We start from the raw sequence: 25,454 nt of genomic DNA on the forward strand, positions 1-25,454 counted from the left end.
TCGTTCGACAGCGTTAATTCGGCCAGCGGCCGCCCCATACGTGCCACGAGGCAACTCTACTCATCTGAACAGGATTCCTGACTCGGCAGACTAGGGCCTACATCAAAAGTGCTCCCCACACCACAGATCGATGTCTGATTGCCGCCAGCGCGATCCGTCGCGATTGATCACGCTGACGGCATGACAGCTTCTTTCGCAACCGACTCGCTAACCGTCCTTACTGGCATGTATGCGGCTGAGGCCGAGTATTTGGCAGCCGGAGGCCCGGGCTCGGCCTCGTTCGACCTGCTTGCTCCGTTCTTCGCGCCTGACGTCGTGCTGCACCAAGCCGATGCTCTGCCCTATGGCGGAACCTGGCATGGGCGCGAGGGCATGGAAAAGTTCTTCCTCGCGATGAGTCAGGTGTGGGAGTCGTTCGACATGGCGGAGCAGGAGTTCCTCGCCACCGGCGAGACTGCCGTGGTACTCACCCAGGTCCGTGCTCGAGCTCGTGCCACCGGCCGTGAACTCGCGTTCCCGATTTTGCAGACGATCAGGGTCCAGGACGGGCAGATCTCTGAGGTCCGCCCCTTCTACTGGGACACGGAAGCGATCGCTGATGCCTGTGCGGCGGTGGCGCCGTCCGAGCGAAGCCACCTGTGAGATGCCTGGTCACAGCCACTCGTTGCTGGCCGCGACGAGGACGGTCGCTTCGTAGCGGACGGAACGTTTCTCGTAGCGGGTGGCCACCGCCCGGTGTCTTTTGAGGCGGTTGATGCCGCACTCCACGACGTGCCGCTCGCGATAGTCGATCTTGTCGAACCGGGGCGGGCGGCCGCCGCGCGGGCCACGGTTCTTGCGGTTGCGGGCCTGGTCGACCTTGTCCGGGATGGTGTAGCGGATCCCGTGACGCCGCAGGTAGGCACGATTCTTGCGGGAGGCATACGCCTTGTCGGCCCGCACCCGGTTCGGTCGGGTGCGTGGCCTGCCGAACCCGACGCGACGCACCCGGATCTTCTCCAGCACTGGCTCGAATTGCGGGAGTCCCCGCGCTGCCCGGCCGTGATCACGAGCGACATGGGCTTCTGGCCCTGCTCGACGGCCAGGTGCAGCTTGATGGTCAAGCCGCCGCGCGAGCGCCCGAGCCCGTGGTCGTCCGGCTCAGTGGCGGCTCCGCCGGGCGGCTCGACCTGCAGGTCCCCTTCTTCCGTGCTCCGGCGGCGTGCTGGTGAGCTCGGCAGACAGTGGAGTCGACGTTGATGTCCCAGGTGAACAGCTGTTTCGAGTCGGCCACGGCCTGCAGTTCGGCAAAGATCCGCTGCCATGTGCCGTCTCGCTGCCAACGGCGAAAAGGTCGTACGCCCGGCCCCAGGGCCCGTACCTCTCCGGGACATCCCGCCACGGCGCCCCAGTACGGGTACGCCACCGTATGCCGTCGATCAGCTGCCGCCTGGTCCATATCGGCGGGCGTCCCGGCTTCGCACCCATCGGCAACAGCGGCTCCAGGCGGGCCCACTGCATATCCGTCAGATCTCCACGTGCCCAAAGCGAGATCATCTCACTTCAAGATCCGCTTTCGATACACGCCTAGTTGTATTGATCACGAGCGTTGTTGACAGTCGTAGGCCTTGATCACGGCGAAGACCTCCGGTGTGGTGGAGCTGTCTAGGACTGCACCGCACGGAGGTCTTCGTGTCCCACCGTAATGCCCGGCTGACTGTCTTCGGGAGACGGTTGCTGGTTGATCGTGTCTGTTCCGGCCGTCCGGTTGCGCATGTCGCGGCCGAGATTCGCCGCACCGTACCCCGGCCGTGACCGAGGCAGCGGTGTGCCGGCTGCGGCAGGACCGCAAGCTCGGCCCGGCCCGCATCGGCCCGATCCTGGGCCTGCCGGTCTGCACCGTCCACCGGATCCTGGTCCGCCACGGACTGCACCGGCTGGCCTGGCTGGACCGGCCGACTGGGGAACCGGTACGGCGCTACGAGCGGTCCCGGCCCGGTGAGCTGGTCCACGTCGACATCAAAAAGCTCGGCAGGATCCCCGACGGAGGCGGCTGGCGCACGGGCAGAGAGGCGGGCGACCGCAACCGCCAGGCCACCACCGACCGGCGCAAGAGCTGCGAACCGGTGATCGGCTACAGCTACATCCACTCCGCCGTCGACGACCACTCCCGCCTTGCCTACAGCGAAGTCCTGGCCGACGAACGCCAGGAGACAGCCACCGCGTTCTGGTTCAGGGCCCAGGCCTTCTTCGCCGGCCACGGCATCACCGTCGAACGTGTCCTGACCGACAACGGCGCCTGCTACAAGTCCAGACTCTTCAGCCAGAGCCTGGCCGCAGCCGGCATCACCCACAAACGCATCCGCCCCTACCGGCCACAGACCAACGGCAAGGTCGAACGGTTCAACCGCACCCTGCTCGACGAATGGGCCTACCTGCGGCCCTACACCAGCAACGACCAGCGAACCGCCGCCCTGCCAGCGTTCCTGCACACCTACAACCACCATCGCTGCCACACCGCACTGGCAGGCCAGCCACCGATCAGCCGCGTCAACAACGCTGCAGGGCAATACAACCAGGCCGTGGTCCTCGGTGAAGGCGATCTCGGCCTCGGCGCCCTTCTCGGTGCCCAACAGCCGCCGTCGGCCGCTTTCGCGGATGCGCGCCAGGTCCGGCTCCACGCCCGCGCACATCCATGGTGGCCGGCACCTGTCTCTCCAACCCCAGCAACACTGCCTTCGGGCTGCTGTGGCCGTGGCCGGTGGCGCCGAGGGAGCCGAGCAGTTCTGCGCGGACCCTGGTCACCCGGGGCAGCGGGCCCTCGTTGTCCAGGCGCTTGACGAACATCCGGGCCGTGCGTATCGAGCCGACGGTGTGTGAACTCTACGGGCCGATGCCGATCGAGAACAGGTCGAAAACGCCGACCGCCATCCTGGGTGCCTCTCACGCCTTTGTGTTGAGGAAAGAACGCCGGAATGCCGACCTCCCGAGGCTGTCAACCGGGGAAGGTCGGCATTGGCGTTCTTGCCGCGCCGGGCAGTGCCCAGCACCGCTTTTGCTGCGGCGACCGGCGGCTCTGGTAGGTCCTACTCGGTCCGCAGTGCGGTGGCGGTCCGGGACCGTGCCGCCCAGCTGGCCGGCAGCAGTGCCCCGAGGAGGGCGATCACGATCCCGCCGGCCAGCAGGGGGATGAGCAGCCCGGCGGTGTAGACGTGGGACACGCTCGGCGGCAGGTGCCGGCCGATCGCGTTCCCCATCGGGGTCAGCGTCGCCTTCTCCACCGCGACCCCGAGCGGGACCCCGATCAGCCCGGCGATCAGGCCGGTGAGGGACACCGAGGTCAGCACCATCGCAATGGTCTGTTTCGGCGTCATCCCGAGGGCCTTGAAGATCCCCAGATCATGAACCCGCTCCCGGGTGTCCTGCACCACCATGCTCAGCACCCCGAGCGCGGCAACCGCCACCAGCATCAGCGTGAGCGTGGCCACCAGGGTGCCCATGATGATCATCACGATGTTCTTGCCCCCGCCCGAGTTCGGATGGACCGAGGCGTTCAGCGGGGTCAGCGCGGCGGCGGCTGAGGTGGACCAGTCCGATCCGCTGACCTTGTCGGCCAGCTCGACGTTGAACTGCTCGATGTGCGGGGCCAGACCGGCGGCGGTGAAGGTGGCCGCACCCGTCATGACCGTGTAGTCGCCCACGTTGGTGTCGAAGTTGATGCCGACGACCTTCAGCGGCAGTTGCTTGTTCTGCTGCACCACGGTGACGTTGTCACCGACGTGGATCCCCACCGTCGTGGCCAGCTTGTCGCCGACCACGGCCTCGCCGGGCGCTGAGAACCAGCGGCCGGACAGCAGCTCCATGTTCGTCCAGGAGAAGTCGCCGGTGATCGTGAACACCTTCGGCGGTTCGCCGCCGGGCGGGGCGCCGACGATGGTCGCACCGCTCTCGCCCCAGCCGAACGCGGCCTTCGTGCCCGGGGTCTTGGCGAGCGCGGCGGCCACCTTGGCGGCGTCCAGGTGCGGCCTGCGCGGGTCGTTGGGGCCGTAGCGACCCCAGGGCACGCCTACGTCGGCTGTGGGTATCACGATCTCCGACGCGACGTTGAAGCCTGAGGTACTGGTGTCCAAGTACTTGTTGAACGCGGTCCCCAGCCCCACCGCGAACGTGACACTCACCACGCCGAACAGCACCGCCGCACCGACCAGTACGGCCCGGGCCGGCCGGGCGAACGGCTGGGCCAGACCCAGCGACATGGCCCGGGGCAGCGGCAGCCGCGAGGCCAGACGCTGCGCCGTCCGACCGCCCCCGGCCTTGGGGGCGCGGCCGGCCACCAGAGCCTGCACCGTCGGCATCCGGCCGGCCCGCAGTGCCGGGATCAAGGCCGTGGTGCCGACGATCAGCAGGGTGCCCAGCGGCACCACGGCGCTGACCCACAACGGAATCGTGGCACTGGCCGCGCCGAGCTGCTTGGTGGTTTCGTCCAGGATCGGCACAGCCAGGAGGTTGCCGAAAACCGTGCCGAGCACCAGGCCGAGCGTCGCCGGGATCATGGCCTGCGCGGTGTAGGCGCGGGCCACCTGCGAGGGGGTGAAGCCCAACGACTTCAGAATCCCGATACGCCGGATTCCCGAGGCCACAGCCCCGCTGACCACGATCGAGATGATCAGCACCGACATGAACAGCCCGAGGATCCCAAAGCCGATCAGGAACGGCACATAGGCCCTGGCGTTGCCGCCGGCCTGCTGCTTCGCGGTCAGGTACGACTGTCCGCTCTCGACCGCGCCGGCCGGCGCGGCGGCGGCCACCGCCTGCTTGTCGGTGGCGATGTCGGCGTCGGTCCCGGCCTTGGCGAACCGGTAGAGCATCTGCTTGTCGGACTTGGCACCGGCGGCGGTGAGCCGCGCGAAACCGTTGGCGGTGGCGAAGGCGGTCGCGCTGTTGGTCACCGAGCCGCCGAAGCCGACGACCTTGAACGACGGCTTGCCCGGCAGGGAGGAGAACACCACCGAATCGCCGAAGCAGACGGTGGCATAGTGCTGCCACGGCAGGGCGATCTCGCCCGGGCTGGTCGGCCAGCGCCCCTGGGTCAGCACGAGTTGGTCCATCCCGGAGGTGCTACCCAGGTCGGGCCGGGTGGTGACGGTGATCGGACCGTTGTCGTGACCGGCGAAATCCTTGTTGGGGCAGTCCGTGCCGACGGTCGTGTCCAGGGCGGCGGCGATCGGGTACGGTCCGGTCGCCTCAGTGACGCCGGCGGCGTGCGCGGTGGCGGCGGCCTGCGCGGCCGTGGCCTTCGAGCCGTCGAACTGGACCGCCAGGTGCGCCCCGTTCCGAGCACTGAAGGCGTGGTCGAACGGGGCCTGCACGACGGCCAGCAGGCCGAGGGAGAGTACTGAGGACGTCACTGCGGCGAACGTGGTCAGGGCCATGACGATGGACTGGACCCGACGCCGGCCCACGCCGGAGCGTACGACCTTGCCCAAGACGCTCACCGGCTCACCGCCGGCAGCAGGCGGGCCACGGCCCGGAATCCGACCTCCAAGAGGCGCCGGGGCATCGGCGGCTTGCGCAGTGTCATCCGACCGCTCCCGCCGGACGGGTCAGCGGCGTGCGGGCGGCCAGGCCGGCACCGCTGCCGTCGTTGACGACGTCCCGCTTGACCGCGCCGTCCACCAACTCGATCGTGCGGCGCGCGGTGCTCGCGGCCAACTGCACATCGTGGGTCACCAACAAGATGGTCTGGCCCTCGCTGTTCAGGTCCAGCAGCAGCCGGCGCACGTCCTCGGCCGAGCTCGAGTCCAGCGCGCCGGTGGGCTCGTCGGCCAGCAGCAGCGCCGGCTTGTTCATCAGGGCCCTGGCCACCGCCACCCGCTGCCGTTGCCCGCCGGACAGCCGCTGCGGGTATGCCTTGGCATGCCGGTCGATGCCCAGCGAGCCGAGCAGCTCGATGGCCCGCCGCTTCGCTTCGCCCTTGCCCATCCCGGTCAGCTGCGCCGGAACCATGACGTTGTCCAACACGGTCAGGTCGTCGAGCAGGTTGAAGTACTGGAAGATCATGCCGATCGAGGCCCGGCGGTACTTCGCCGAACCGGCCTCACCGAGCTGGTCGACGCGGGTGCCGTCGACGGTCACGGTGCCACTGGAAGGCTTGTCCAGACCAGCGATCAGATTCAGCAGCGTGGACTTCCCGCTGCCGGAATGGCCGAGGATCGCCACGCACTCACCGGACGCCACGGACAAGGTCACACCGGCCAGCGCGGGCGGGCCGTCGTCGTACTTCTTTATCGCGTCTTGGAGAGCGATCATCGGCGGATTCGTCATGGCCATGAACCTACGAACGGACCACGATCCATCGCGTCGGCCGGCGGATGTCACCTCTTCCCCCAGGCCATCGGCCCGGCGGCGTACCCCGCGTACATCCCCGGGGCGACGCGCAGAGCCGACGCCACTGAATACGATCTCCGTATGGAAGAGCTTCTGCAGCGTCTCTCGACATCGAAGCGCGTGACCTGGCTGATGTCACAGGCCGTGGTGCCGGCCACCGCCTGCTTCTACGCGATGCTGCTCCCCTGGACGATGCCGACCCCTGAGAACGGCCTGTTCCGGTTCCCCGACCTCGAGCCCGTCCAGATGCTGGGTCTGTACATCGTGCTCGCCCTTCCGGTTCTGCTGGTGCGCCGTCTGCCGGCGACCGTCTTCGCGGTGATCCTGGGCGAATCAGTCCTCGGCGAGGCCTTCGGCGCGCGGCCCGTGATCGTGTTCGTCCTGCTCGTCGCCTTGAGCGGGTACCTCGCCGCCCGGCGGCCGAAGGCTGCCGCCGTCGGCTCCGTCGCGGGCGTCGCGGCCGCGTTCGTCAACGACATCCACAGCTACCCCGGGGAGAACGTCGGCGACGCAGCCCAGTGGACCGGGGGGATCGCGTTGTGGTTCGCGGTCGCGTGGGTCTTCGGGGGGGTGTACCGCAAACGCCGTGAATACCTCGAAGCCCTGCACGAGCAGAGGGCGGCCCACGCCGTCATGGCCGAGCGGCTGCGAATCGCCCGCGAACTGCACGACAGCGTCGCGCACAGCATCGGGATCATCACGGTGCTGTCGGGAGCGGCGGCGCGGGTCGTTCAGACCAAGCCCGAGCAGACGCGGCGGGCGCTGACCGGCATCGAGACCACCAGCCGGGAGACGCTGCTGGAGCTGCAGCGCATGCTCGGGGCGCTACGCCGCGCCGAGCCGGACGACGCCATGCCGCAGGCCGCTCCGCTGGCGCCGGCCGGCAGCCTGGCCGACGTCCCGCGGCTCGCCGAACGCACGGCCGACGCCGGGGTGCGGGTCCACGTGACCTGGCAGGGCGAGCAGCGTCCACTGCCGCCGGAGATCGAACTGTCGGCATTCCGGATCATCCAGGAGTCGGTGACCAACGTGGTGCGGCATTCCGGGGCGCGAACGTGCCGGGTCGCGGTCGGTTACGAGCCGGAAGGAGTGAGGATCGAGGTGGTGGACGACGGGGACGACGGTTCCGGCGGGCCGGGCCGTCCGAGGCACTCCGCGGCCGGCGGAAGCGGCTTCGGCCTGCTCGGCATGTGCGAGCGAGTGACGTTGCTGTCCGGCCAGTTCAGCGCGGGCCGGCGTCCGGAAGGCGGATTCCGGGTGACGGCGAGCCTCCCGGCATGAGCGTGCGAGTGCTGCTGGCCGACGACCAACCCCTGATGCTGGTCGGGCTCGCCATCCTGATCGGCAACACCGACGACCTGGAGGTGGTCGGCGAGGCCGGCGACGGCCACGAGGCGGTGCGCCTGGTACGTGAACTGCGGCCGGACGTCGTGGTGATGGATATCCGGATGCCGGGCATGGACGGGATCGAGGCGACCCGGCAGGCGACCGCCGAGCCGGACCCGCCCAAGGTGCTGGTGCTGACGACCTTCGACGACGACGAGTACGTCTACGGCGCACTGCGCGCCGGGGCCAGCGGATTCCTGCTCAAGAGCATGGCCCTGGACGCGATCCTGGACGCGATCCGCGTGGTGGCTGCCGGCGACGCGCTGATCGCGCCGAGCGTGACCCGACGGCTGATCGCGGACTTCGCCGGAACGTCCGGCCCCGCGGCCCCCGAACCGGACGCCGAGCCCGCCGCGGACTCGAGTCCCATCCCGGGGATCACCGACCGGGAGCGCGAGGTGCTGGCACTGGTCGGACAGGGACTGTCGAACGCTGAGATAGCCGAGCGGCTGGTGATCAGCGCGGCGACCGCGAAGACCCATGTCGCGCGTCTGTTCGCCAAGCTCCAGGCGCGAGACCGCGTCCAGCTGGCGATCATCGCCTTCGACACCGGACTCGTGCCGCGTAGACGGTAGGGCGGGATGAGAAGAACGATCGCCGACCACGAGTTCGCCGCGTTCGCCGGCTGCGCCAACTCACCCACCTGCACCCGGGCCTCTGCCGGAGGTCACCTCGGGCAGGCGCTCCGGCCCGCCCTAGTTGGCAGGACCGGCCTTCAGGCCCGGGCCCGGCGACACGTCAATGCCGCCCGCGCCGGGTGCGGACGCCAGCCATGGCGGCGCCTTCGGTCTTCTCCGGGGCGTCGAAGGCGGCGAGCGTGTCGCACGCCCGCCCGCGGTCGGATCCGACGTTGAGCCAGGCGGAGATACCGGCCCCAAGATCGGGCGATGCCGCCTGCGGATTCCCAGGTACCCACCGGGACCACGGGGTTGGACGCCCGCGGCTACCGGCCGGCCGCCCCCGTGGTCCCGGCGGGTGTGGGGCGCCGCGATGTTGTCACTCGCAGAAGATCTGCACCTTGGAGCCGGGGTCGTCGACATCGATGGCGATGTCGTCGAGCTGGTCGACGAGCTCCTCAAGGTGCTGCGGCTTGAGCTCGCCGAGGTCGATCGGTACTCCTGACTTGTTGAGCTCAGCGTTGACCTTGGTGAGCGCCCGCGGAGGGATCAGGCTGGTGAGCCGGACCCCGGCGCGCAGTAGCTGGAGCGGGACCCGGATGTTGACCCGGCTCGACCCGTCGCCACCGGAGTCGTCCGCCGCTTCCACCACCACACGCAGGTACTTGGGCCGGGCCTTCGGGCGGGACGTGGCGCCCGCCGGCGCCTCGGGCTGCTGCCGTTCGAGAGCGTCTATCAGCCGCTCGGCCTCCTCCGCGCTGAGCTTGCCCTCGGCCAGCATCTCCAGGATCTGGCGGCGCTGCTCATTCATCAGTGCTCCTTGCTCTCTGACTCATCTGATGCTGACCAGGAAGGCCGTTCGGCCCTCCTCGATCTCGAACCGGGTGCCGGGCAGCGCCCACAGCAGTCGGCCGACGCCGCGCAGCGCAACCGCCGGACTCACCCTGGTGACCAAACATGCGACCAGCCCGCCCAGCACGGCGAGCAGCAGCAGCGGGGAGAGCACCAGCAGCACCGGCAGGACAGGGACATACAGCCGCAGCCAGCGGCCATTGGACCGGCGGTACCGCACCGTCACCAGCTGTGGGATCACCCGGAACCCTCCAGCTCGGCCAGCGCCTCCTGGGCACTGATCTCCCCCCGTCGCAGGCGTTCGACGACATCCGCGCCGCTGGGCGCCGGGTCGGTGTCGACGAAGTCGAGCTGCTCGGCGATCCGGTTCAGCCGAGACTTGACCGTCGGGTAGCTCACCCCAAAGGTCCGCTCCATCTCCTTGATCGAACCGTGTGATCGCACGAACGCGGCGACGAACACCTGGTCGTCGACGCTGAGTTGAGCCAGCTGCGGCGGCTCGAACTGCCCCTCGATCGCGACACCGCTGCCGGCGAGGCGGACCCGCTCGACGACGAACGGCTGTCCGCGCGTCAGGTCAGTCAGTTCCTGCCAGTCCACCCTCGACTCCCTTGCTCTCGCGACGCACCTGCCATTCAGTTGTACCTTGAGTTTTTTAAGTCAGCAACGCACTGACCTTAATTTTCTCAATCTGATTCTCGATGCTTGCGTGGGCGGCGGCCGCGAGGCATGAGTCCTCCCATGCCATGGCGAACAAGACCAGCACTCCGGGCAGTTGGCCCCGCCCCAGGCTGCGGGGCGGGCAGCGCGGGCCTCGGCATCACGAACCCATGGACGACGACCGAGGTGAAGTCCGGAGTGAGCGGAAAGGGTTGTCTGCCGCTCATAGTCCACCCTTACCCAGTTTTCGTTTATTGCCCATTTATCGCATGTCAACGTGCAGTTGATGAGATCGGAATGTCCGCTTCAGGACACCGACATGAAGGAGTGCCTCTCTTGACCACTCACCTTCAACATGGCGCCGGCCCACGGATGTTACGGGCGCTGGTGGCGGCACTGTGCGGGATCATCGGCGCCACCGCGCTCAGTACGACCCCGGCGGCAGCGGCCGATCACCGTCAGGCGATCTACGCCATCGCGCACCGAGTCGACACCCTGGACGGCGTGGACGCCGCACTCAAGCATGGCGCCAACGGCATCGAGATCGATGTCTGCGCCTGGTGGAACCCGAACGAGTGGCGCGCCTATCACGACTGCTCCTCGGCCGGCGACAACCGGCGCGGCCCCAGCTTCGACAGCATGATCGACCGCATTGTCTCCAACGCCAAAGCCGGCCGCCGGCTGGCGCTGGTCTGGCTGGACATCAAGGACCCCAACTACTGCGGAGAAGCCCCGAACCGCGGGTGCAGCGTCGCCGGACTGCATGACAAGGCGCAGCGGCTGACGGCTGCCGGGATCCAGGTGCTCTACGGCTTCTACGAGTACCACGGCGGTAGCACCCCGGACGTCGGCGGCCGGGGCTGGAAGAGCCTGCAAGGCAAGCTCGGCAAGCTGGAAGGCATCACCACGACCGGGACCCGCGACCAGGCCGAAGGCGCCTACAACCGGGCCGGTTCCGGGCTCCCGACCGGTCACCGGGCGATGGACTACGGCGACAGCGATATCTCCAAGGGGTTCGGCAACTGCACGGAAGCCACCTACAACACCTGCGCGGAACTGAAGAAGGGCGCCGCGGACCGTGCCGCTGGAAAGCTCGCGGCCACGCTGTCCTGGACGACCACGTACAACGACCCGTGGTACGTCGACAAACTGCTGGGCGATGCACGTGTGGACGGCATCATCGCGGGCTACGGGGCCTTCACCGGCGTGCGCGAGTACGACGACAACTGGCAGTGCGCCAACGCCATCAAGCTCGTCCGTGACTGGGTGAACCACCACGGCGGCACCCACCGCATGGCCACCAGCGGTGACCGCATGTTCAGGTAACAGGCAGCCCCGGGCCGGGTCCGCACCCCCTGCGTCCATGGGCCCTCTCAAGCCGTCGGCCGGGATCCCGGCCGACGGCTCTTCCTCAGCAGGCAACTGCCTGCGAACGAGGACGGCTTCAAGAATCCAAGGGCGTCGGGCCGAGGGTTCCGCCGCGCCGCGCCATCAGGCATGGCGACAACTGCGGCCCCGGCCCGGCGTGTTCGAGCCCGCCGACCCACTCCCCGCGGGCCGGTCCCGCCGGACGCACAGCACGCCGGTCAGCATCGCCGGGCCGGGCTCAACCGCGATGACTTCGACCGGGCGCGGGTTCAAGAGGCATCGTACAAGTCAGAGCTCGGCGAAGCCGCCGATTACATCCGAGCGGTCAAGCCCGAGCGCGTCATCCAGATCCACGAACTCATGCTCAGTGACCTCGGCCAGGCCTCCACCGCCAGCCTCCTGGGCGAGAACGGCCTGACCGGTATCCCGATCAGCCGTGTCGAGCCCGGCACCACCGTCCGGCTGTAGTCCATCGCACCCCAGGGGACGTGGGATCGGCCGTCCCGGCCGGAGCCGAGGCCGACGCGGCGTGCTGATGCGCTCGCGCCCATTGGGGTGGGGATATCCCCAGTCCGACCCTGGGGTGCGCCGGATCGTGCCGCACCGGGAGGCAAAACTAGCGTTCGATCATGACTTCGACCGTGCGAAAGCACCTCGCCATGACACTCGGTGTCGCTGCGCTGCTCGGCGCGCAGGTGGCCACCGCCGTCGCCCAGCCCGCCGGCCGCTCCCCTGTGGAGCGGTTACGCCAGGACACCAACGCGATCCATGCCCTCGGTGTCAGTGGTGTGCAGGCTCGCGTGATCGGGTCTGACGGTCGGCAGACGGTCGCCACCAGCGGCACGGCCGACCTGAACACCGGCCGCCCGGTCCCTTCCGACGGCTACTTCCGCATGGCCAGCACGTCCAAGACGCTGGTCGCCACCGTGGTCCTCCAACTGGAGGCCGAGGGCAGGCTGTCCCTGCACGACACGGTCGACCACTGGCTGCCGAATGTGGTCAAGGGCAAAGGCAAGGGCAAGGGGCACGACGGCAAGAAGATCACCATCCGCCAACTGCTCCAGCACACCAGCGGCATCACGGATGACGGCCTGCCCGGATACACCACGCGGAAGGAGTACTACCAGCAGCGCCACAACGTCTACAGCGCCAAGCAGCTGGTTGACCTCGCCATGGGCCACGCGCCCAGCAAGGGCTGGAGCTACTCCAACACCGGCTATGTCCTGCTCGACATGATCATCCAGAAGGTCACCGGCCAACCCGCCCACCAGGAGATCGAAAACCGCATCCTGCGCCCACTCGGCCTCAACCAGACCCGGTGGATGGGCACTTCGTCCACCCTGCCCCGGCCGCACGCCCAGGCTTACCAACTCTTCGGCCCCCGTTCCCGGGTGGACGTCACCGACCAGATAGCGGTGGAGCACGAGAGCCTTTCGTGGGCCACGACCACGCGGGACGAGAACCGCCTCTTCCGTGCGCTGCTCTCGGGCCGCCTGCTACCGGCCCGGCAGCTGGCCGAGATGAAGCGGACCGTCCCCGTGAGAGGGAAGGTCGTCAAACGGCTGTGGCCCGGCGGCCGGTATGGGCTCGGCCTGGTCGAACGCCCCCTGAGCTGCGGGGGGACCTACTGGAGCCACGAGGGCGGGGACGGCGGCTATATCACCCTCAACGGCGTCACCGACAACGGCAGGCGAAGCGCCGTGGTCTCCATGTCCGAGGCACGCGGCGACACCCCCAAGCACATACTGGCCCAGGAGAAGGCGGCCAGCGCCCTGATCGACCACGCACTGTGCGCCGGGGGCCCCAGCGCCTCATAAGCGGCAAAGCCGATGAGGAACCGGTGATTCGCGCCGGTGCGCCGGCCACCGACGCGGGGGGCTCGACCAGCAGGCCGTCAGCAATCCGGTAAGGGATCCCCGGGAAGGCTTCCGCGAGTCGTCGACCCCGTGCAATGGGGATCGACGACTCCCGCAACCTGGGCCAACCCCCGCGAAACCACGGTCAGTCGCCGGCGTGGTCATCGCCTCCAGAAGAAGAGATGGGTGACTCCGCTGGGGCTCGGCACGGACTCGAGGTGGAAGCGGTCGAGCAGCTCGGTGTGGCTCTCCCACAGCCGTTCGCCTCGGCCGAGGTCGACGGGCGCGACGGCGATATGCATGGTGTCGACCAAATCAGCCGCCAGGAACTCGCGGATGGTGGCGACTCCGCCACCGAGGCGCACATCCCGGCCGTTGGCGGCCTGCTTCGCTTGGGCCAGTGCTTCGGCCGGTGTCGCGTTGAGGAAATGGAAGGTGGTGTCGGCCAGGGTGAAGGACGGGCGTTCGTGATGGGTGAGCACAAAGACCGGCGTGTGGAAAGGCGGGTTGTCCCCCCACCATCCTTGCCACTCGTGGTTCTCCCAAGGCCCGCGCTGGGGGCCGAACTTGTTGCGCCCCATGATCTCCGCTCCCATGCCACGGGCGTGGTCGCGGGTCAGGTAGTCGTCCAGGCCGCGAGTGCCGCCGGGGTCGGTGCGGTTCACCCAACTCGCGGTGGCGCCCGCCCAGGAGAACAGGGCGGCGGGATCCGCGTGACCGAAGGGCCTCTCCAGGCTCTGCCCCTCGCCGGAGCCGAACCCGTCCCGCGACACATTGAAGCACTGCACCCGCAACAGCTGGGACATGCGTCCTCCTTGGTCCTTCTTCGGGAGCCGCCAAGCGGCTACTGATTGCAATCAACAACCGGTGGTACTCTACTGCATCATGGACATGACGCAACAACCAGCTCGCAGCGGCCAACTGCCCGTGCCGGCGGGGAAGTCGGGCTGCCCGATCAATCTGACCGTCGAGCTGCTGGGCGACCGGTGGAGCCTCGTCGTCCTACGGGATGTCATGTTTGGCGGCTACCGGCACTTCCGCGAACTCCTCACGAATTCGGTCGAGGGCATCGCGTCAAACATCCTTGCCGCCCGCCTCTCGAAGCTGGTGGACGCCGGCCTGCTCAGTCGGCATGACGACCCAAGCCACCGGCAGAAGATCGAATACCGGCTCACCGAGGCGTCGATCGAACTCGTTCCGCTGATGACACGGCTGGGCGCCTGGGGCTCCCGTTGGCTCCCCACATCACCCGAGTTGTCGATCCGCGCCCAACTCCTCGCCGCCGGCGGCCCCGAGCTGGAGGAGAGATTCATGGCCGAACTCCGCACCATGCACCTGGAAGGCGGCCCACAGCCTGCCGACGGTGTCCTCGCCGAACTCACTCTGGCCTACGAACGCGCCGCGTCCACCGGCTGAGTGGCACTCGCCGGCCATTCCGTGCGGGGCGCGGTGCGCGGAGGCCGCGACGACCAGGGCACCAAGCGCGCCCACAACTCCGTAGTATGTGCGGGGCGCTGTCATGGGTGCGTGGAGCAGGGTGTCAGACGACCTGGAAGTTGCCCATCATGGCCATGTCCTCGTGTTCGAGGTTGTGGCAGTGCAGCATATAGCGCCCCTTGAATCCGGCGAACCGTACAAGGACCTCCACCACCTCGTAGGGGCGGACGTCCACGGTGTCCTTCCAGCCCGCGTCCGCCATGGCCGGCGGTCTGCCGCCGCGGGACAGGACCTGGAACTGGGCCAGGTGCACATGGACGGGGTGATGGAAGTCGCTGCTGAAGCGCCACCGCTCCACACTGCCCAGGCGTGGGGACGCCAGTACGGTATCGGGGCTGAACGGCCGGCCGTTGATGGTCCACATCTGCCGGTCCCCGCCCGTATTGGTCCGGCGGAAGTCGAAGACCCGCACCGGCATCCCCTTGCTCGGCCCGAGCTTCTCGAAGGAGGCGGCGAGACGGGCCGGGATACGGCTGTCGTCCCGCTCCTTGCGCACCACATGGAAGCGCATGACGTCCCGCATGCCGCCCTGGGCCACCGTGTTGCGCAGGGCGATCCGGCTGCCGGCGGGGAAACCGGCGAAGTCGATGACGACATCGCATCGTTCGCCCGGCACCATGTCGATCGTGTCGAGGGGCTGGGGTGCGGCCAGCAGGCCGCCGTCGCTGCCGATCTGGACGAACCGCCCCCGCCCGCCTTCGTCGGCTTCCAGGCGGAGCCGGTAGCGGCGGGCGTTGGAGGCGTTGAGGAGGCGGAAGCGGTAGCGGGTGGCGGACACCTCCAGGACGGGCCAGGGCGCGCCGTTGACGAGCTGGACATCGCCCAACACCCCGTCGGGGAAGGCGTCGTGGCCGTGGACGGGGTAGCGGAAGGAGCCATCCGCTTCAAAGGAGCGGTCGCACAGCATCAGCGGGATGTCCCGCTCTCCGCCGGGCAGCGGGAGCCGGTCTTCTTCCGCGTCGCTGATGAGGAAGAAGCCGGCCAGACCGTGCCAGACCTGCGGGGCGCTGAAATCCATGCGGTGGTCGTGGTACCAGAGCGTCGCGGCCCGCTGTGGCAACGGGTACTCATAGCGGCGGTAGCCGACGGCCATCCGCCCGCCATGGGCTACCGCCATGCCGCTGTGCGCCTGGTGTGCCTGGCCGGGTGAGCAGCGGGCGGGCAGGAGCAGGTCGGTGGGGTAGCCGTCGGACTCCGGCGGGGTGACGCCGCCGTGCAGGTGCGTCACCGTCGGGACGGTGAGGCTGTTGCGCACCTGAAGCACCGTCCTGTGCCCCGAACGAGCGGTGAAGGTCGGGCCGGGGAAGATCCCGTCGTACCCCCACACCGTGGTCTTGCGGCCCGGCAGGATCTCGACGCGGCCCTCGCGCTGCTCGGCCTCGTAGCAGTCGGCCCCGCCCGCCCCGCGCACCGGCCGGGCCACCGGCGGCACGGGCAGGGGGACGCCGAAGGGCTTGGGCAACGGCCCTTCGCTGGCCAGGACCCGGCCGGTCGACGCGCCGGCCAGGCGGGACCAGCCCGCCGCACCCGCGGTCACCATCGCCCCGGCGCCGGCCACCAGTCCCAGGAGCCCGCGTCGGCTCAGGCCCCTCACTCGGCAACTCCCGTCATAGACCGTCCGGCATACCGCACGGCACCGGCACGGTAGGTGAATGCCCAGCACGCCAAGGCCGTCGCACAGCCGAAGATGGCCATGCCCAGCGGCATATGGCCGGCCAGCACGCGGGCTTCACCGAGCCTCTGCTGCACGGTGACCAACGCGACCAGCGCCGCGCCGGCCGCCGCGGGCCAGCCCGGGGCGTTCAGACGCCGCCAGACCACCAGCGCTGACACCGTCTCGACAACGGTCAAGGCACTGAGTACGCCGGCGTTGACCGCGTGCCAGGCAAGCAGGTCCAGATCGCCGGTGACGAACAGACCTGCCAGGGCCGCCTGCACAAGTGTGTCCAGCAGGACCGCCACCGCCGCGACCCGCAGCACACGCATCGGCCACTCTCCCGCCTTCCGCTTGTGCCCGGTCATCGGCCCGGACCCTCCGCCTGGGCCTGCTCGTAGCGATGAAAGCCGTCCTCGACCCCCAGGAAGATCTCACCGAAGGTGAGATAGCCCTCGGAGATGACGGGGGTGTCCCGCAGGCCCTCGACGAGGAAGTAGTACGCGCCCAGGTCCTCGGTCTCCAGCACGACGAAGTCCGAGAAATGGCCGCTGAACGCCTCCGCGTCGAAGAACCGCGCCTGAACCCGGTCCGCGTAGGCGGCGAAGACCGGTTCGAGATGCGCCGCACGCATCGCGTTTCGCTCCTCCCGCGACAGCGCCAGCCAGCGCGGAGTGACCGTGTAGGTGAGCACGATGCCGTACTTCATTTCCGACTCCCCCGAAGAAGGTGTTGCTAACAGTGTTAACTTTCGGAGCAAGCTAAAGTGATAGGCGTTAACTTTGTCAAGGGAGTGAAGGAAGGCGGGTCGAGCCCCATGCCCAGCACCGCAGAAACCCGTACCGGCCGCCGCCACCGGGTGCGCGAGGAGGCACTGGCCGAGATCCTGCGCACCGGCCGGCGGCTGCTGGTCGAGGAAGGACCATCCGCCGTCACGCTGCGCGCCATCGCCCGTGAGATGGGCATGACCGCGCCGGGCCTTTACCGCTACTACGCCGGCCACCGCGACCTGATCCAGGCACTGACCTCGTCCCTCTACGACGAGCTCGCCGCCACCCTCGCCTCGGCCCGCGACCGCCACCCGGCCGCCGAGCCCGGGCGGCAACTGCGCGAAGTGTGCCGGGAACTGCGCCGCTGGGTGCTCGCCCACCCCCGCGAGTTCGGCCTGCTGTTCGCCAAGCCGGAGGCCGATGCCGACACCACACCCGGCACCATCGCCCACGATTCCGGCTGGCGCTTCGGCGGCATCATCCTCGAGCTCATGGTCCAGCTGTGGCGCCGGGGCACCATCCACCCGCCCACCGACCTCGACCCCGCATGGGCAACGCAGTTGGAGGAGGTGCGCGAACACCTCTCCGGCGCGCCCGTGCCCCTGGAGGTCATCTACGTCTTCGTCGCCTGCTGGAGCCGCCTCTACGGGACAGTCGCCGTGGAGGTCTTCGGGCACCTCGACTTCGCCCTCACCGATCCCGAACCGCTCTTCGAGCACACCCTCGACGACATCCTTACCGCTCTGGGCAGTTCGGCCGACTGATCCGGACCCCGGGCGGCAGGCAAGGGAGTTACCGGACCCGACGGTGAACTGCCGCCGCCGAGGCGCTCACACCGGTCCGCCACGGCCCCTGCGACGGCTCCGCGTTCACCCGCCGTGTGCAACTCCCCCGCACCGCTGGACCGTTGGCCGGGCCGCCGGACCCAGGGTGAGCTGGCCCCGCTCCTGTCGCCCCGCTACCGTCGGAGCCGCCGTGGCCATTGCCAGGGCCCTACGGGAACAGACGGGGGGCGTCAGCCGTGCTCGCTTATCTCGTGCCCTTGTGGATCGCCGGAGTGGCGTGTCTCGTCGCGGCCGCCGCCGGGCAGCCGGTGAAGCTGGGCGGAGCGGAGATCCCGGCCATCCCCACCGTGGGCGCCCGGCGCGCGGTCGCGGTCATCGGGGTGGTGGCGATCGCCCTGGGGGCGGCGCTGTTCTTCCGGGAAAGGCCGTCGTCGGACGGCGGTTCGGCAAGCGGCGGTTCCGCCGGAAACCCGGCTCCCTCCCACCCGGCCCGCCTGCCCGTGGATCCCCCGCCCCCGCCGCGCCCCGCCACCACGGAGCCGGTATCGCCTCGCACACATGAACCACCCGCCCCGACCGCCACCGAGCCGCCCGCCTCCGCAACCCCCCGGACCGTGGGCGTTCGATGGCACGGGACGCTGACCTTGGATGACGGGCACACCAGCGGGATCCCGGTCACCGGCTGGTTCCTCGACACCGTCCCGCCGCAGCGGGCACCCTTGGGCGATTTGGGGCTCGCCTGCCAACTCAGCTGTGCTCCAGGCGAATTCATCGGCAACACGATCGTCGCCTGGGGCGGCTCGACGCCGCCGAAGCGGCAGGAGTGCGTGGACCTGTTGAACACCAACCTCGGAGGGCGGAGGTGAGGGCCGGGGCCATGGCCTGCTTTGGGACGGAGAGCGGACGCACCGGGTTCTTCACCGTGGGAGGCGGGGCGGGAAGCGGCCGCGAGCGGCTGGATGTGACGGTGTGGGAACTGCCCTGACGTCCTCCTTTTCAGAACGCGGCGCGTCCGCCGAGCGGGCCCGGCGGGCTTGAATCCTGGGTGCCTCCCGCACCACGTCGGCGACGGCCCGGAACCCGCGCCTGCCGCATGCCCTGGCCGTCGGCGGGGCCGCATACGAGGTGCGCGCGGTCCTCGCCTCGCGCCGGCGGGCCGTAGACCCGGCTGGTTACGCCGGATGGACGCCGTGCCGCCCGCCGGCGGGCGGCACGCGGAACGATGTTGGTGTCCGATACGTCGCCGAGGCGAAGGGCCGAGGGGCATGACACAGATCAGTACCTGGTGGGCAAAGCTGACGGACACCACGGCGCCGCGTGCGGTGGTACTCATCCGGCTGTATGTGGGGGCGGTCTTCCTCGTGGAGGGGATCTTGAAGTTCCTCCGCGAGCAAGCGCTGGGAACGGGCCGCTTCAACAAGGCCGGCATCCCCGCCGCGGACTTCTTCGCCGCGCTGGACGGGGTCTTCGAGATCCTCTGCGGAGTGCTGATCCTGGCTGGGCTGCTCACCCGGCTTGCGGCCGTACCGATGGTGGTGGACATGCTCGGCGCGCTGCTGATCACCAAGCTGCCGATCCTGTGGGGCGGCTCAAAAATCTTCCACGGCGAGTCCGGCTGGTGGGACTTCGCCCACGAGTCCCGTCTGGACTTCGCCCAGCTGTGCGGCAGCCTCTTCCTGCTCATCGTCGGTGCCGGCGCCTGGTCCCTCGACGCATACCTGAGTTCCGGCCGGGGCCGTGCTGCCGGTCCTGCGCACGGGTAAAGCACCACCGCTCTGCCGGACGCGCGACCAAGGCCCCAAGGGCCGCCGGCGCCGGGCCCGCACTCGCACCCGCCACGACGGGTGACGGCCGTCGGCGCTGACATCGGGCCCGAGCCTCGCTGTTACGGAGGTGGCAGGTCACGGCGATACGGGGAGGGGGTATGCTCTGGGCTGATGATCAGACGGCCCGGCCTGGGCCGGTGAGGGATGAGGCGGCAATGAACGACGTGCGATCGCGCAGGCGGGCTCCGGCCCGGCTGATGGCGGTGTGCGCGGTGCTGTTCGGGCTGTTCCTCATGCACGGTGCCCCGGCGAGTGCGGCCGACAGTTGCCATGACACGGCACCGATCTCCTTGCCCATGGGCAGTGCGCATGCCGCCATGCACGGCGACGGCAGTGCTGCCACCGCAGCGCCGGCCTCGATGGCCGGGAGGAGCCCGGCGCATGCCGGTTCCCAGGCCATGTCCGGCGGACACGGAGCCCAGTGTGTGGCGACTCCGGTCCGCGACCGGTTCGCATGGCCCAGTCACTGGCTCATGGCCGTCGCGGCCTTCGTGGGCCTGTGCGGCTGGGCGCTGAGCCGGCGGTGGATGGCTGCCGCGGATGCGCGGCGGCGTGGACCGCCGGGTGGCGGGCGCGCTGTGCTGTTGAGGGTGTGCGTCGCCCGGAGGTGACGGGGCCTTGCCCGAGCCCGGTGAACGGGCGTCGGGCCATGTGCCCTGTTCACTTGCGCACCGACTATGGCGCGCACGCCCCGAAGGTTCTTCTCTGATGTCGTTCGCTTCTCGTTTCACCCTGCGCCGTCGCGCTCTCGCGGCGGCCGGCACGGCGGCCGTTCTCGCACTGGCGCTGGCCGCGTGCGGTTCGTCGAAGGACTCCTCCGGCTCCTCGATGCCGGGCATGGATCACAGCTCGATGTCCTCGGCGCCCGCCTCGTCCCACTCCATGGACTCCATGCCGGGCATGGACCATGGCTCCATGGCCACCGGCGACGGCCTGGCCGACAGCAAGGACGGCTACCAGCTGGCCTCGAACACCGCCGAACTGCCCACCGGCAAGGCCGGCGACTATGCGTTCCGGATCATGGGCCCGGATGGCAAGCCGGTCACCGGTTTCGCCGAGGACCAGACGAAGCGGATGCATTTCTACGCGATCCGCTCGGACCTGACCGGCTTCCAGCATCTGCACCCGGTCATGGCCGCCGATGGCACCTGGACCGCCGGCCTCGCGGCCCTGGAACCGGGGTCCTGGCGCATATTCGCCTCCTTCATCCCCGACAGCGGTGCGGGCAAGGGCAAGGACTTCGTCCTCAGCCGCACCGTCACCGTCCCCGGCGCCGCCAAGAGCACCCCGCTCCCGGCGGCGGCTTCGACCGCCGAGGTGGACGGCTACACGGTCACGGTCAAGGGCGAGTTGATGGCCGGGATGGCCCACCCGATGACGGTCGGCATCAGCAAGGACGGCAAGCCCGTCACCGATCTCCAGCCCTACCTCGACACCTACGCCCACCTGACCGCCTTCCACACGGGCGACCAGGCATTCGCCCACCTCCACCCGGAGACCAAGGTCAGTGGCGATCACGGCGGGCCGGACCTCTCGTTCCACGCCATGCTGCCCAAGCCGGGCAACTGGCGGATGTTCCTGCAGTTCCAGACCGGCGGCACGCTCCACACCGCCGCACTGACGCTGCGCGTCAGCTGACGCACTGTTCACGGGGTGGGGGTAACCCCACCCCCAAGTCCACTGACCGGTGGAGGGAAAGTACAACCGGGTGATGCTGTCCCGCGCAGGGCCGGTCCGGCGACGCTCTTCGTATGAGAGATCTACCTGTGCGCGCCGCTCGCTGGAGCGCTCTGCACCCCTGGCGCGCGATCACCGGGTGGCTGGTGTTCGTGGTGCTGTGCCTGGGCCTTGGTATCGCGGTCGGCACCCATAACGCCACCACCGAGGACTACCGGGTCGGCGAGGCCGGCCGGGCCGAGGCGATGGCCACCGAAGGGCACTTGCAGCGCCGGCCGACCGAACAGGTGCTGGTTTCGTCCCGGTCCGGCGCCCTGGACCGGCGGGCCGCCGACCAGGCCGCGCGCGAGGTGGCGGCCAGGATGGCGAAGCTGCCCGAGGTCGAGCGGGTGGCCGCGCCGCTCGCCGCGCGCGACGGCCAGGTCCTTATGGTCGAAGTGACCATGCGGGGGCCGGAGTTGGATGCCCGTAAGCATGTCGGGCCGCTGCGGGCGCAGACCGCGGCGGTGCAGCGGAGCCATCCGGACGTACGGGTGGAGGAGACCGGATCCCCCTCCATCAGCAAGGGAGTTGACGCTCAGCGCGGCAGTGATCTGGCGCTCTCCGAGGCGATCACCCTGCCGGCCACCCTGATCACCCTGCTGCTGGCCTTCGGCTCCGTCCTGATGGCCACCGTGCCGCTGCTGCTGGCGCTCTCGTCGATCGCCGCGGCCCTGGGACTGTCCATGATGGCCTCGCATCTCTTCCCCGACGCCGGGGTCGGCACCAATGTCATCATCCTGATCGGTCTCGCCGTCGGAGTCGACTACACGCTCTTCTACCTCAAGCGGGAACGGGAGGAACGGGCGCGCTGCGGCGGCCGGCTCGGCCCCGAGGCGGTGGTGGAACTGGCCGCGGCGACTTCGGGGCGCGCGGTCGTGGTCTCCGGGCTCGCGGTGATCGTCTCCACGGCCACCCTGTATCTGGCCTCCGATGTCATCTTCTCCTCACTGGCCACCGGCACCATCGTCGTCGTCCTGGCAGCCGTGGCCAGTTCGCTGACCGTACTGCCCGCCCTGCTGGTCAAAGCCGGGCAGCGGGCGGCGCGACGGGCGGGTACCCGCCGCCCCCGGCGGGTACGGACGGGCGGCGGTACCGGCCGGGTGTGGGCGGCGCTGACCCGGCCCGCGAGCCGGCATCCGGTGCTCACCCTGTGTGTGTCCGTGCTGTTCCTGCTGGTCCTGGCCGCCCCGCTGGCGGGGCTGAAGCTGGTGGAGATGAGCCGCGACACCCACTCGCGCGCCATCCCCGCCATGCGGACCTACGACCGGCTCAACGAGGCGTTCCCCGAGCACCGGGTCACCCATCAGATCGTGGTCCGCGCCCGGCCGGACCGTGCCGGAGAGGTGGCCGCCGCGCTTGCCGAACTCGGGCGCCGCACGCGGACCGACCCGCTGTTCACCGGCCGGCCCAGGCTGCGGACCTCGGACGACCACCGCATCAGCGTGCTGGAGCTGTCCGTGCCATACCTGGGGAACTCCGACGAGGCGCGGCGCTCCCTCACTCACCTGCGGGCGGACTACCTGCCCGCCACGGTCGGCCGGATACCCGGCGCCGAGGCCGGGGTGACCGGTGATGTCGCCCGGACCACCGACTATCCCGCCCATCAGAACGCTCGGCTGCCGCTGGTCATCGGGGCGCTGCTGCTGGTCACCCTGGTGATGACGGCGCTGGCGTTCCGCTCGGTGGTGCTGGGGCTGCTCGGCGTGGTGCTCAACCTGTTGTCCGCCGCGGGCGCGCTGGGGCTGCTGGTCCTGGTGTTCCAGAGCACTTGGGCCGAGGGCCTGCTTGGCTTCCAGTCCACCGGGTCGATCGGCTCCCGGGTCCCGCTGTTCCTGTTTGTGATCCTCTTCGGGCTGTCGATGGACTATCAGGTGTTTGTGGTCAGCCGGATCAGGGAGGCGGTCCTGGGCGGCGTACCGACCCGCCGGGCGGTGCTCGACGGGATCGGCAGCTCGGCGGCGGTGGTGACCAGCGCCGCGGTGGTCATGGTGACGGTCTTCGCCAGCTTTGTCTTCCTGCACATCATCGAGATGAAGCAGATCGGATTTGTGCTGGCGGCGGCCGTGCTGCTGGATGCCTTTGTCATCCGGATCATGGTGTTGCCGGCGGCCATGACGCTGCTCGGCGAGGCGAGCTGGTGGCCCGCGCACGGGGTCCGGCCGGTGCGGCGGCCCACGCTGATAACGGCCGACGTAAGTTGATCACCATGATTCCGTGGTCGAGGGCCGACAGCCGCCCCCATTCCTTCAGCGGCGCGGCCTTCGGCCGCCCCGGCAACCCGTTCTGGGCCAGGACCCTGCGGCGGTGGAACGTGGCCTGCTGGGTGCTGTTCGGCGCGCTGTTCGCCGGCCTCGCCCTGACGGAGCGCCAGGGCGGCAACACCTATGCGGCACTGGCGCTGCTGGGCTGTGTGATGCTCAGCTACGCGGTCCTCGACCGGTTCCCCGGCAACCCCGTCCTGCGGCCGTACACCTATCTCTGGGTGCTGGTCCTGGGGCTCGGCGGCAGCGCCTACTTCTGGAGCGGCTATGCGGCGCTGTTCATTGTGACCCTGCCGCACTTCTGGCTGTTCGGCCGGACGGTACGGGCCTCGCTGGTCTTCACCGGGCTGGCCACCACCTCCACGCTGACCGGGAGCTGGCTGCGCAAGGGCTGGAGCGCCGAGTTCTTCGGTTCCACGCTGGTCTCCACGCTCATCGTGGTGGCCGCCAGCGTCCTGATCGGGCTGTGGATCCACTCGGTTGTGGAGCAGAGCGGTGAACGCGCCCGGCTGATCGAGGAGTTGGAACGGACGCAGGCGCGGCTGTCCGAAGCCCACCAGCGCCAGGGCGCGGCCGACGAACGCGAGCGCATGGCGCGGGAGATCCATGACACGCTCGCGCAGGGCTTCGCGTCCATCATCGTGCTGGCCGAAGCGGCCCGGGAGGGGCTGGCCACCGATCCGGACCGCAGCGCCCAGCAGTTGCGTTCGATCGAGAGCACGGCGCGCGACAACCTCGCCGAGGCGCGGGAGCTGGTCGGCTCCGCACAGCAGAGCCGGGTGGCCGCGGGCTCGGTGGCCCGGACGCTGCGCCGGACCCTGGACCGGTTCGCGGAGGACACCGGGCTCATGGTCGATGCGGAACTGGCCGACCCGGTGTGCGACCAGCGGACCAGGATCGCGCTGCTGCGCTGTCTGCAGGAGTCGCTGGCCAATGTGCGCAAGCATGCCGCGGCCTCCACGGTGAACGTGGTGCTGGCGCAACAGCCGTTCGGCGTCGAGCTGGAAATCACCGATGACGGACGGGGGTTCGTGATCGGTGAGTCGGCGGGGTTCGGGCTCGACGGGATGCGCAAGCGCCTCGCCGAGCAGGGCGGTCAGCTCACCGTCACCAGCTCGGTCGGCGACGGCACCCGGGTGCTCGCGATGATTCCCATGATTCCCACGGACCGGAAGGTGACGGCATGACCAGCGGGACACTCCGCGTCATCGTGGTCGACGACCACACGGTGATGCGCGCCGGCGTCATCGCCCTGCTCGCCGGTGACCCGGATATCGAGATCGTCGGTGAGGCGGCCGACGGCCTGGCGGCGCTTGAACTCGTCGACCGGTACGCGCCCGATGTCGCCCTGGTGGACCTGCGGATGCCGGTACTCGACGGGGTCGCGACCACGACCGAGATCGTGGCCCGGCACCCGCGCACCCGGGTGCTGATCCTGACGACCTATGACACCGACGCCGATATCGAGCGCGGGGTGGAGGCCGGTGCCATCGGATATCTGCTCAAGGACACCACCCGTGAGCAACTGGCCGACGCCATCCGGGCGGCGGCCCGCGGTGAGACAGTGCTCGCCCCACGGGTGGCCGAGAAGCTGGTCGCCAGGATGCGGCAGCCCGCGCCGGTGCCGCTCACCGCCCGGGAGACCGATGTGCTGAACGCGGTCGCCGACGGGCTCACCAACGCGGAGATCGGCAAGCGGCTGGTCATCGCGGAAGCCACCGTGAAGACCCATCTGTTGCGGCTGTTCGCCAAACTCGATGTCAACGACCGCACCCATGCGGTGGTTGTCGCCCTGGAACGCGGCCTGCTGCGCCGCGCTCCCGGAAGACCTCGGTGA

Annotated in this window: 23 protein-coding genes and 2 pseudogenes; 14 read left to right on the top strand and 11 right to left on the bottom strand. The window is 69.4% G+C overall.

Translation table 11 applies throughout. The annotated features are described in order from the left end of the window. Positions 1-180: 180 nt before the first annotated feature. Positions 181-642, top strand: a complete 462-nt coding sequence (locus ACIHFE_RS31425) for a nuclear transport factor 2 family protein (RefSeq protein ID WP_400112021.1) — start codon at positions 181-183, stop codon at positions 640-642. Between the two features lie 9 nt (positions 643-651). Here the strand turns inward: ACIHFE_RS31425 and ACIHFE_RS31430 are convergent. Beyond that, positions 652-1,536, bottom strand: a pseudogene (locus ACIHFE_RS31430) (IS5 family transposase). Positions 1,537-1,671: 135 nt separating this feature from the next. Here ACIHFE_RS31430 and ACIHFE_RS31435 point away from each other — a divergent pair. After that, positions 1,672-2,555: pseudogene (locus tag ACIHFE_RS31435) on the top strand (IS481 family transposase); the annotation flags it as partial. On the opposite strand, the gene ACIHFE_RS31440 reads toward ACIHFE_RS31435, so the two are convergent. The 3 genes from ACIHFE_RS31440 to ACIHFE_RS31450 form a co-directional block, all read right to left on the bottom strand. Beyond that, positions 2,530-2,826 (bottom strand): serine dehydratase beta chain, encoded by a 297-nt coding sequence (locus ACIHFE_RS31440; protein WP_400112161.1) that lies wholly within the window; start codon positions 2,824-2,826, stop codon positions 2,530-2,532. The pseudogene ACIHFE_RS31435 and the gene ACIHFE_RS31440 overlap by 26 nt on opposite strands. A gap of 239 nt (positions 2,827-3,065) precedes the next feature. Beyond that, positions 3,066-5,387: an ABC transporter permease gene (locus tag ACIHFE_RS31445; RefSeq protein ID WP_400112023.1), complete on the bottom strand. Its 2,322-nt coding sequence runs from the start codon at positions 5,385-5,387 to the stop codon at positions 3,066-3,068. Between the two features lie 169 nt (positions 5,388-5,556). Further along, complete coding sequence (locus ACIHFE_RS31450; RefSeq protein ID WP_400112025.1) at positions 5,557-6,303, bottom strand: ABC transporter ATP-binding protein; 747 nt, start codon at positions 6,301-6,303, stop codon at positions 5,557-5,559. Positions 6,304-6,447: 144 nt separating this feature from the next. Between ACIHFE_RS31450 and ACIHFE_RS31455 the strand changes: the two genes are divergently transcribed. Further along, the gene (locus ACIHFE_RS31455; protein ID WP_400112027.1) at positions 6,448-7,647 is read left to right on the top strand and encodes a sensor histidine kinase; all 1,200 of its coding nucleotides are present in this window, start codon (positions 6,448-6,450) and stop codon (positions 7,645-7,647) included. After that, entirely contained in the window at positions 7,644-8,327 is a 684-nt protein-coding gene (locus tag ACIHFE_RS31460; RefSeq protein ID WP_400112029.1) for a response regulator, read from the top strand. The genes ACIHFE_RS31455 and ACIHFE_RS31460 overlap by 4 nt, the downstream gene beginning before the upstream one ends. 421 nt (positions 8,328-8,748) lie before the next feature. On the opposite strand, the gene ACIHFE_RS31465 is transcribed toward ACIHFE_RS31460, so the two are convergent. From ACIHFE_RS31465 to ACIHFE_RS31475, 3 genes are read right to left on the bottom strand one after another with little or no spacing between them, the layout of a single operon-like run. Then, positions 8,749-9,180 (bottom strand): SHOCT-like domain-containing protein, encoded by a 432-nt coding sequence (locus ACIHFE_RS31465; protein WP_400112031.1) that lies wholly within the window; start codon positions 9,178-9,180, stop codon positions 8,749-8,751. Between the two features lie 21 nt (positions 9,181-9,201). Then, positions 9,202-9,462: a hypothetical protein gene (locus tag ACIHFE_RS31470; RefSeq protein ID WP_400112033.1), complete on the bottom strand. Its 261-nt coding sequence runs from the start codon at positions 9,460-9,462 to the stop codon at positions 9,202-9,204. Next, complete coding sequence (locus ACIHFE_RS31475; RefSeq protein WP_400112035.1) at positions 9,459-9,821, bottom strand: DUF2089 domain-containing protein; 363 nt, start codon at positions 9,819-9,821, stop codon at positions 9,459-9,461. Before ACIHFE_RS31475 ends, ACIHFE_RS31470 begins: the two co-directional genes overlap by 4 nt. Positions 9,822-10,208: 387 nt before the next feature. Here ACIHFE_RS31475 and ACIHFE_RS31480 point away from each other — a divergent pair, with 387 nt between their 5' ends. Then, a complete protein-coding gene (locus ACIHFE_RS31480) occupies positions 10,209-11,207 on the top strand; it encodes a phospholipase (RefSeq protein WP_400112037.1) in 999 nt (332 codons plus the stop codon). A gap of 671 nt (positions 11,208-11,878) precedes the next feature. After that, positions 11,879-13,066: a serine hydrolase domain-containing protein gene (locus tag ACIHFE_RS31485; RefSeq protein ID WP_400112040.1), complete on the top strand. Its 1,188-nt coding sequence runs from the start codon at positions 11,879-11,881 to the stop codon at positions 13,064-13,066. Between the two features lie 200 nt (positions 13,067-13,266). Here the strand turns inward: ACIHFE_RS31485 and ACIHFE_RS31490 are convergent, their stop codons facing one another. Further along, a complete protein-coding gene (locus tag ACIHFE_RS31490; protein WP_400112042.1) occupies positions 13,267-13,911 on the bottom strand; it encodes a dihydrofolate reductase family protein in 645 nt (214 codons plus the stop codon). 79 nt (positions 13,912-13,990) lie between these two features. Between ACIHFE_RS31490 and ACIHFE_RS31495 the strand changes: the two genes are divergently transcribed. Beyond that, complete coding sequence (locus ACIHFE_RS31495) at positions 13,991-14,521, top strand: winged helix-turn-helix transcriptional regulator (protein WP_400112043.1); 531 nt, start codon at positions 13,991-13,993, stop codon at positions 14,519-14,521. Positions 14,522-14,645: 124 nt separating this feature from the next. Here the strand turns inward: ACIHFE_RS31495 and ACIHFE_RS31500 are convergent, their stop codons facing one another. Genes ACIHFE_RS31500 through ACIHFE_RS31510 form a run of 3 tightly spaced genes read right to left on the bottom strand, consistent with a single transcriptional unit; the run spans position 14,646 to position 16,965 of the window. Beyond that, a complete protein-coding gene (locus ACIHFE_RS31500) occupies positions 14,646-16,196 on the bottom strand; it encodes a multicopper oxidase family protein (protein ID WP_400112045.1) in 1,551 nt (516 codons plus the stop codon). Continuing rightward, entirely contained in the window at positions 16,193-16,624 is a 432-nt protein-coding gene (locus tag ACIHFE_RS31505) for a hypothetical protein (protein WP_400112047.1), read from the bottom strand. The genes ACIHFE_RS31500 and ACIHFE_RS31505 overlap by 4 nt, the downstream gene beginning before the upstream one ends. Continuing rightward, positions 16,621-16,965, bottom strand: coding sequence for a darcynin family protein (locus tag ACIHFE_RS31510; RefSeq protein ID WP_400112049.1), 345 nt, complete (start codon positions 16,963-16,965; stop codon positions 16,621-16,623). The genes ACIHFE_RS31505 and ACIHFE_RS31510 overlap by 4 nt, the downstream gene beginning before the upstream one ends. Before the next feature lie 108 nt (positions 16,966-17,073). Here ACIHFE_RS31510 and ACIHFE_RS31515 point away from each other — a divergent pair, with 108 nt between their 5' ends. From ACIHFE_RS31515 to ACIHFE_RS31545, 7 genes are all read left to right on the top strand, one after another. Beyond that, entirely contained in the window at positions 17,074-17,790 is a 717-nt protein-coding gene (locus ACIHFE_RS31515; protein ID WP_400112050.1) for a TetR/AcrR family transcriptional regulator, read from the top strand. 257 nt (positions 17,791-18,047) lie between these two features. Continuing rightward, a complete protein-coding gene (locus ACIHFE_RS31520) occupies positions 18,048-18,677 on the top strand; it encodes a hypothetical protein (RefSeq protein ID WP_400112052.1) in 630 nt (209 codons plus the stop codon). 399 nt (positions 18,678-19,076) lie between these two features. After that, the gene (locus ACIHFE_RS31525; protein ID WP_400112054.1) at positions 19,077-19,574 is read left to right on the top strand and encodes a DoxX family protein; all 498 of its coding nucleotides are present in this window, start codon (positions 19,077-19,079) and stop codon (positions 19,572-19,574) included. Positions 19,575-20,345: 771 nt separating this feature from the next. After that, a complete protein-coding gene (locus ACIHFE_RS31530) occupies positions 20,346-21,275 on the top strand; it encodes a hypothetical protein (RefSeq protein ID WP_400112055.1) in 930 nt (309 codons plus the stop codon). A 113-nt stretch (positions 21,276-21,388) separates the two neighbouring features. Next, positions 21,389-23,557 (top strand): MMPL family transporter, encoded by a 2,169-nt coding sequence (locus tag ACIHFE_RS31535; protein ID WP_400112057.1) that lies wholly within the window; start codon positions 21,389-21,391, stop codon positions 23,555-23,557. 5 nt (positions 23,558-23,562) lie between these two features. Continuing rightward, on the top strand, positions 23,563-24,804 hold the full coding sequence (locus ACIHFE_RS31540) for a sensor histidine kinase (protein WP_400112059.1): 1,242 nt from the start codon (positions 23,563-23,565) through the stop codon (positions 24,802-24,804). Beyond that, complete coding sequence (locus tag ACIHFE_RS31545) at positions 24,801-25,454, top strand: response regulator (RefSeq protein ID WP_400112060.1); 654 nt, start codon at positions 24,801-24,803, stop codon at positions 25,452-25,454. Before ACIHFE_RS31540 ends, ACIHFE_RS31545 begins: the two co-directional genes overlap by 4 nt.

Origin of the sequence: Streptomyces sp. NPDC052396, assembly GCF_044593195.1 — a bacterium.
Classification (GTDB): domain Bacteria; phylum Actinomycetota; class Actinomycetes; order Streptomycetales; family Streptomycetaceae; genus Streptomyces.

Coding starts and splice junctions, on each gene's coding strand:
- ACIHFE_RS31515 (WP_400112050.1), top strand. CDS start 17,074: ATGCCCAGCACCGCAGAAACCCGTACCGGCCGCCGCCACCGGGTGCGC.
- ACIHFE_RS31535 (WP_400112057.1), top strand. CDS start 21,389: ATGAGAGATCTACCTGTGCGCGCCGCTCGCTGGAGCGCTCTGCACCCC.
- ACIHFE_RS31440 (WP_400112161.1), bottom strand. CDS start 2,826: ATGTTCGTCAAGCGCCTGGACAACGAGGGCCCGCTGCCCCGGGTGACC.
- ACIHFE_RS31495 (WP_400112043.1), top strand. CDS start 13,991: ATGGACATGACGCAACAACCAGCTCGCAGCGGCCAACTGCCCGTGCCG.
- ACIHFE_RS31455 (WP_400112027.1), top strand. CDS start 6,448: ATGGAAGAGCTTCTGCAGCGTCTCTCGACATCGAAGCGCGTGACCTGG.
- ACIHFE_RS31525 (WP_400112054.1), top strand. CDS start 19,077: ATGACACAGATCAGTACCTGGTGGGCAAAGCTGACGGACACCACGGCG.
- ACIHFE_RS31530 (WP_400112055.1), top strand. CDS start 20,346: ATGTCGTTCGCTTCTCGTTTCACCCTGCGCCGTCGCGCTCTCGCGGCG.
- ACIHFE_RS31490 (WP_400112042.1), bottom strand. CDS start 13,911: ATGTCCCAGCTGTTGCGGGTGCAGTGCTTCAATGTGTCGCGGGACGGG.
- ACIHFE_RS31460 (WP_400112029.1), top strand. CDS start 7,644: ATGAGCGTGCGAGTGCTGCTGGCCGACGACCAACCCCTGATGCTGGTC.
- ACIHFE_RS31540 (WP_400112059.1), top strand. CDS start 23,563: ATGATTCCGTGGTCGAGGGCCGACAGCCGCCCCCATTCCTTCAGCGGC.
- ACIHFE_RS31545 (WP_400112060.1), top strand. CDS start 24,801: ATGACCAGCGGGACACTCCGCGTCATCGTGGTCGACGACCACACGGTG.
- ACIHFE_RS31510 (WP_400112049.1), bottom strand. CDS start 16,965: ATGAAGTACGGCATCGTGCTCACCTACACGGTCACTCCGCGCTGGCTG.
- ACIHFE_RS31450 (WP_400112025.1), bottom strand. CDS start 6,303: ATGACGAATCCGCCGATGATCGCTCTCCAAGACGCGATAAAGAAGTAC.
- ACIHFE_RS31465 (WP_400112031.1), bottom strand. CDS start 9,180: ATGAATGAGCAGCGCCGCCAGATCCTGGAGATGCTGGCCGAGGGCAAG.
- ACIHFE_RS31485 (WP_400112040.1), top strand. CDS start 11,879: ATGACTTCGACCGTGCGAAAGCACCTCGCCATGACACTCGGTGTCGCT.
- ACIHFE_RS31505 (WP_400112047.1), bottom strand. CDS start 16,624: ATGACCGGGCACAAGCGGAAGGCGGGAGAGTGGCCGATGCGTGTGCTG.
- ACIHFE_RS31425 (WP_400112021.1), top strand. CDS start 181: ATGACAGCTTCTTTCGCAACCGACTCGCTAACCGTCCTTACTGGCATG.